General features: G+C 64.9%; 6 protein-coding genes. 3 read left to right on the top strand and 3 right to left on the bottom strand.

Going from position 1 to position 5,733, the window contains the following annotated elements:
* Positions 1–1,145 (top strand): hypothetical protein (locus tag A6R01_RS15790; RefSeq protein ID WP_292607854.1); only part of this gene is annotated, 1,145 nt, incomplete at its 5' end.
* A gap of 54 nt (positions 1,146–1,199) precedes the next feature.
* Here the strand turns inward: A6R01_RS15790 and A6R01_RS15795 are convergent.
* Complete coding sequence (locus A6R01_RS15795; protein ID WP_292607856.1) at positions 1,200–1,445, bottom strand: hypothetical protein; 246 nt, start codon at positions 1,443–1,445, stop codon at positions 1,200–1,202.
* Positions 1,446–2,398: 953 nt separating this feature from the next.
* On the opposite strand from A6R01_RS15795, the gene A6R01_RS15800 reads away from it, so the two are divergent.
* Positions 2,399–2,854 carry a hypothetical protein gene (locus A6R01_RS15800; protein WP_292607859.1) on the top strand — a complete coding sequence of 152 codons (456 nt, stop codon included), beginning with the start codon at positions 2,399–2,401 and terminating at the stop codon, positions 2,852–2,854.
* A 32-nt stretch (positions 2,855–2,886) separates the two neighbouring features.
* Here the strand turns inward: A6R01_RS15800 and A6R01_RS15805 are convergent, their stop codons facing one another.
* Positions 2,887–3,798 (bottom strand): tyrosine-type recombinase/integrase, encoded by a 912-nt coding sequence (locus tag A6R01_RS15805; protein ID WP_292607860.1) that lies wholly within the window; start codon positions 3,796–3,798, stop codon positions 2,887–2,889.
* 156 nt (positions 3,799–3,954) lie between these two features.
* Here A6R01_RS15805 and A6R01_RS15810 point away from each other — a divergent pair, with 156 nt between their 5' ends.
* Positions 3,955–4,665, top strand: a complete 711-nt coding sequence (locus tag A6R01_RS15810; protein ID WP_292607862.1) for an APH(3') family aminoglycoside O-phosphotransferase — start codon at positions 3,955–3,957, stop codon at positions 4,663–4,665.
* Between the two features lie 58 nt (positions 4,666–4,723).
* On the opposite strand, the gene A6R01_RS15815 is transcribed toward A6R01_RS15810, so the two are convergent.
* Positions 4,724–5,203, bottom strand: coding sequence for a transposase (locus A6R01_RS15815; protein WP_292607865.1), 480 nt, complete (start codon positions 5,201–5,203; stop codon positions 4,724–4,726).
* Positions 5,204–5,733: the final 530 nt, after the last annotated feature.

The following is a 5,733-nucleotide window of genomic DNA, read 5'->3' on the forward strand; positions in this document are numbered from 1 at the left end:
GTCGAGGAGGTGACCGAACCCGAACTCCAGGCCCTCACAGCCTGACCGACACGCCCAACCGAGGGATCAACCTCGTACACCACGCCCCGGGACTTGACCCGGTCGCGGGTCCGGTCAAGGGAGGCTTCGCGGTTGCCGTGAGCCGTCATGACCAGAAGGCAAGGCACTCGGAGAGCTGGGTAGAACCCTTCATTCAGGAGCTGGCGATCCACGGTGTTGAAGGGCGCGTGGTCGCCTCCGGCAAAAGCTTCACGATGAAGGATGACCCAGAGATGATGGCGGCCGCTCAACGTGTCCGCCTCTTCCCGGCCATGTACCGCTCACACACTCCGCTGCGAGGGTGGACGGACCCCAACGACCCGGACGGTTGGTTGCCAGCAGCTGAGGCCAACAGGGCGTGTGCTGAGGACGCCGCTCGACAGTGCTTCGCAGATGACGGTTGGGGACCAGTCACCGGCATTGTGTGGGGGTACCACTCCACCGTCACCCCCATCCCGGACCTGGCTGCCGAACCCTTGACGGCTATGGCCTCAGTGGCCAGAAATGTCAGGCTGCTGACGTGGGGCGCGGGAGGCGTCCACCGAGACGCGTGGCTCAGTAACGAGGGTGAGTACATCCTGTCGCTGGCGGACAACCGCCTAGCCGCGATGGACTGGGTTGGGCGGCTGAGGAGCAGTCTCGTAGTCGAGCCGGCCCTCGCTGCGTATGGCTTCATCCGCAACTCGCGGTGGGGCACATTCGTGATGCATCAGTTTTTCGAACCAGGTACCGCTGATCATGTGCGTCCTCAGGAGGAAGGCATCACCGGCCCGGAGAATCCGTGGGGAGACTCCGGGCGCTGGCAGCAGAACTATCACCTCCATGCCGAGTACGCGTTAGACGCTCATGGCATCAACTTGCTGACGGGCCAACACCTCGACCGAGCCCAAAACCTCGACCAGTGGACGGTGAAGAAGATCGACACCGATCGCTACCTAGTCGAGGCGCGAGACCTCAGCCCATGGTTCAGCGGCAAACCCGATCCGGACGTCCTTCGCGAGGCTCGCCGAGACTTCGGCGACATGCTCATTACCTGGAAGGTCGTCTGCGAACGACCCGGGCCTCAGACCGCCTACCCGCCACACCTCCCGCAACCAAGCAAATAGTGCTTGCAGTGTCCCGTGCCACCGACCAGCGGCAGAAGCGGATGTCCGGCGCCGCTACTTCGACTCAACCCTCACGCGGACCTCTGCAACGGCTAGGGACAGGAAGAGAGCCAGGACGGCCCCGAGTGTCGCGGCGCCGAGGTACATCCACGTGGGCGTCGGTGGCACGTAGACCGCCGCGAGCAGGCTTTGCGCGTCCGGTGTCGGCTGCTGAGTCCTGTTCAGCCAGATGAATAGCAATCCAAGTACAGCGCCGAGCGAAGTTGCGACCACGTGCTGCACTCGCGCCTGCGTCCCCATGCGTCCAGGGTAGGCGCCGCGTGCTACCTGAGCGCGGCAGATGAGCGCGCGTTGAAGCGCGAGGAACCAAAGTGCCCCGGAGCGCGTCACAATCGCATGGTGCGCCCTTCCTTCGGACTTACGCCCATACGACTTCTGACGCTCGCAGTCGTCAGCACGGCGCTGCTTGCGGCGGCTTGGTTGGTCGCGGTCGAAGACGTTGGACGAAGCGACAGCCCGGACGCTGGGACGGAGTCAGGGTGGCAGACGATTGCGCACCAAGGCGTTCGAGTCGACATCCCCGCGTCCTGGGTGCGCTTAGACATGAGCGACTGTGAGTTCGTGTACCCCGTCTGGACTCCGCCCGAGGTCGAGGGATGTGATTGGCAGGGTGGCCTAGCCTTCTACGGGTCTTCTAACTTTGACCCAGTTCATGGACCAGGACTCAAGCGCGCCGAGAGCCAGGACGAGCCTGAGTGGGGTGGCTACACCCTCGCAGGAGGCATCGTCGTTTACACCGGCAGCGACGACCGCGACATCGCTCAGCGCGTACTGCGGTCCGCTTTCGTGGGCACTTGAGAGACGATGAGTTGGGCCGTCCGCTCATCGGCACGATCGCACGAGCTGCGGCAGATGAGTGCGCTCGGCGGACAACGGTGACAGGCTGTAGGCGTGCTCGGGAAGAACCGCTTCGGTGAGAAGCGAACGGCCCTCGTGGTGGTGGAAGTTGTGCGCCGTGTCCGCGGCACTGTCGGCAGCATTCGGCATAAGCGAAGTCGCGTCTGGCGACGACATTGCTGGCGCCTTCCGACTGATGCTCGCTGCGGTGCTGTCCTGGATCGCGGATGACCTGCGCCGCAAGCAAACGACGCCTTCGTAAGACAACCAGCCCCGACACACGGCGCGGCAGATGAGCGCGCGCTGCCGCGCACGCTAGGCGGCAGAAGCGGACGGTTCTGGCTACGTTGACGCTCATGGCTGAGCAAGTCGTCGCCCTCGAACTAGGCGTCAAGTGGGACCCCAACGCCCCTGAAGCCCTGCTTCTGTCGGACGACATGGGACGCACGGTGCTCGCCTTGCAGGCTCACCACGACGACCCTGATGCCCGTTGCGTGGTGCTCGTCTGGTCGAGCGTCCATTCTGCTCGCATGGCCGACCCGAGCGATGAGGCGATCAGCGGGCATCGTCTCTACCCACTTGGGCTGAGCGAGGTTCTCTGGGTCGGGTCGGTGCAGCACAGTCGGGATGTCCAGGCCCTGGAGACTCAGAACCGCGTGCACCCCCTTCACGACCCCTCGCGGTTCGAGCGACTGACCCACTACGTCGTCCCGCTGAAGGAATGCGTCGTGGAGGTCATCGCAGCGGAGATGACGGTCCATCGATCCGAAGGCACCACCCTTAACGCCTTGGGGAAGGTCTGGGGCGGCTGACAGACGCGTCCTCTCATCGGCATGTGCGGTTGTCACGTGGCTGAGGCCATGAACGCAGCCAGGATGTAGTTCGGGTGGCGATCGAGGTTGTTGCGAGCTCGGTCGTAGCGCATGGTCGTGCGGGGGTCGGCGTGGCGGGCGGCAACCTGGACGTCGCGCAGGTCGACGCCGGCGTCGAGCATCGTGGTGACGAACGTGTGGCGCAGCATGTGCGGGTGCATGCGAGCGGTGGTGATGTTGGCGGACCGGGCTAGTGCTCGGAGCCGTCGGGTGGCGGCGTGCCGATCCATCCGTCTGCCGCGCCGGTTGAGCAGGATCGGGCCGTCTACGCGATCCTCGACTGCTCGGTCGATGGCGCGACCGACAGCCGGCGGTAGTGGGACCACAGCCGTCTTGTCGCCCTTGCCGTGAACGCTGAGCACGCGGTGGCCGCGAGCTTCGCCGAGCGCTTGGACGTCGGTGCCGGTGGCCTCGAAGATGCGCAGGCCGAGCAGTCCGAGCATCGCGACCAGTGCGAAGTCGTTGGGGTTGGTGGAGTCGCGGCCGGCGGTGAGGATGGCCTCGAACTGAAGGTGGCTCAGACCGAGGGTGGGTGACTCGAGCGGGACGTGAGGGCGGCGCACGAACTCGGCCGGTGAGTGGTCGAGGATCTGGTCGATGACGCAGGTCCGGTAGAACGTGGCCAGCACCGACAGCCGACGCGACACCGTCGAGGGGCGAAGGTGCCGTATCTCTTGGAGCCAGCGCAGGTACAGCTCGACGTGCGCTCGCTGAGCCTGCAGCGGCATCACGTCTCGTTCGAGGCACCAGCGCAGGTAGGCGTTGAGGTCGGAGGCGGTGTGGGCGCGGCTCTGTCCCTTGTAGCGGGCCAGGTGGGCTGCGACGGCCAGGCGCAGCATCGGATCATCGACGTTCAGCAGGGCAGGGAGGGTGGTGGTGTCCATCCCAGTACGTCGCACCGGCCAACAGCCGGCCGTCAAGTGCATCGGAAGGGCGTAGCGAGACAGCGTGCCAACATTCAGCCCTCGCCTGCCGACTGCGCGGATCTGCCGAGATCCGGTCGTCCTGACATGCCGCTGCCCTGTGGCAGGCTGACGGTTATGTCCTGGCAACCCGTCGCCACAGGCCGGTCCGGCGCAGTCGTTTCCAGGGGCCCGGGTGTCTTCCGCAAGGAGGCACTCGATCCGAGGGAAGACCTGCGAGCGGAGGCAGAGCGGCTTGCCTGGCTGGGCGCGCACGGGATCCCTGTGCCCGAAGTTCTTGACGCCGACCGGACATTCCTCCTCACCCGAGAAGTCGCCGGGCGCACCGCCGCCGACCATTGGCCGACCGAGTCGCGACCGCGAGTAATAGATGCGTTGGCCCGCGTGACCCGGGACCTCCATGCCCTGCCGCTTGAGGACTGCCCGTTCGACCGCCGGTTGGAGGTGTCGATCCCGGAGGCGATGGAGGCGCAAGTAGACCTTGCGGATCTCGACCCCGAGCGACGCGGGTGGAGTCGCGAACGGTTGGTCGCGGAACTACTCAGCGACCGCCCCGAGCAGGAGGATCTCGTCGTGTGCCATGGTGATCTGTGCCTGCCCAACGTTCTGGTCGATCCTGACTCGTTTGCTGTCACCGGCGTCATCGACGCGGGGCGGTTGGGCATCGCCGACAGATGGACAGACCTGGCCATCGCCACCCGTTCACTAGCCAGCCCGCAGAATCCCCAGTTTGGGGAGTGGGCTGCACAGCGGTACCTCACGGCGTATGGCGTGTCGCTAGACATTCAGAAATGCGACTACTACCGACTCCTCGACGAGTTCTTCTAGTCCGGACGCAGCGTGAACGCGGGTGCTGCTAGACGCCCTCATCTGGCTCCCCTCTGTGTCAAGACACGGCTGGCAGGGGGGTTCTAGGCTGGGTGTTGACGGGCCCCGGAGTGGCTGATCCGAAGAGCCGGTGTTGGGGTTGTGAGCCGGTCGCGCTGGAGTCAGAGTCGCTACCTCGTTGCCCTCCCGGGCCCGTCGCCTCTGCTCTGATCGCGTCGTCGAGCATGGCGCGGTAGACGATGTTCGACAGTCGTCGTTTGAGTGCGCGCATGGCTTCCATCGAGGTCTTCCCGTCGGCTCTGCGACGGTCGTAGTAGCGACGGCCTTCGGTGTCGTTTCGCAGCTGGACGGTGGCCATGATGTGCAAGGTCCGGTTGATCTGCCGGTTCCCGGCTCGTGACAGCCGGTGCCGCACGTTGTCACCGGACGAGGCGTCGATCGGTGCAGTGCCGTTCCAGGACGCGAAGTGGTCGCGGTTGGGGAACCGGGTGATGTCGCCGACCTCGACTCGCGACGTGGCCAATGATGCGGCCGTCACGCTCCGCTACCCATGCCGCGACCTCGTAGTCCGGCGTGATGAACCTAGGGACGTTCTTTGGGAGGTATGGCGGGTAGCCGTCGAGCTCATGGACCTGCATCAACAACTCGAGGCAGGACGACGTGTCCTCCACCGTCTTCTCGCGTATGAGCACAAGACGAACGCTAACGGGATCCCTTCTGGGAGGGCTCGCTTCTGTGACGTGGCGCCACAGGTGACAAGCGTGCCGCTCGGACGAACCCCAATGTCTACCCCTTAGGTAGATCTTGACATTGACAGCGACTTGTCAAAGTTCGCTGCATCTCGACAAGTGTCGAGATGCAGCGGAGATTGGTGTCCCGCACACCGCGAACATTGGCGTTGACGTCCTGCTGGCGTTGGGCCCGCCAATGTTCGCGGCGCGAGCATGCTCAGCTGAGATCGGCGACGATAATCGGGCTCTTCACAATCCGGGGTGTAGTTGGGGTCTGAAGCCGCCGGTCTCGAGGAGGCTTCTGGCGATGTAGTTGGTCAGGTTGCGGAACCCGAGT

The sequence above is a fragment of the Nocardioides sp. REDSEA-S30_B4 genome (genome assembly GCF_001627265.1).
Lineage (GTDB): Bacteria > Actinomycetota > Actinomycetes > Propionibacteriales > Nocardioidaceae > Nocardioides.

Coding starts and splice junctions, on each gene's coding strand:
- A6R01_RS15805 (WP_292607860.1), bottom strand. CDS start 3,798: ATGGACACCACCACCCTCCCTGCCCTGCTGAACGTCGATGATCCGATG.
- A6R01_RS15800 (WP_292607859.1), top strand. CDS start 2,399: ATGGCTGAGCAAGTCGTCGCCCTCGAACTAGGCGTCAAGTGGGACCCC.
- A6R01_RS15795 (WP_292607856.1), bottom strand. CDS start 1,445: ATGGGGACGCAGGCGCGAGTGCAGCACGTGGTCGCAACTTCGCTCGGC.
- A6R01_RS15810 (WP_292607862.1), top strand. CDS start 3,955: ATGTCCTGGCAACCCGTCGCCACAGGCCGGTCCGGCGCAGTCGTTTCC.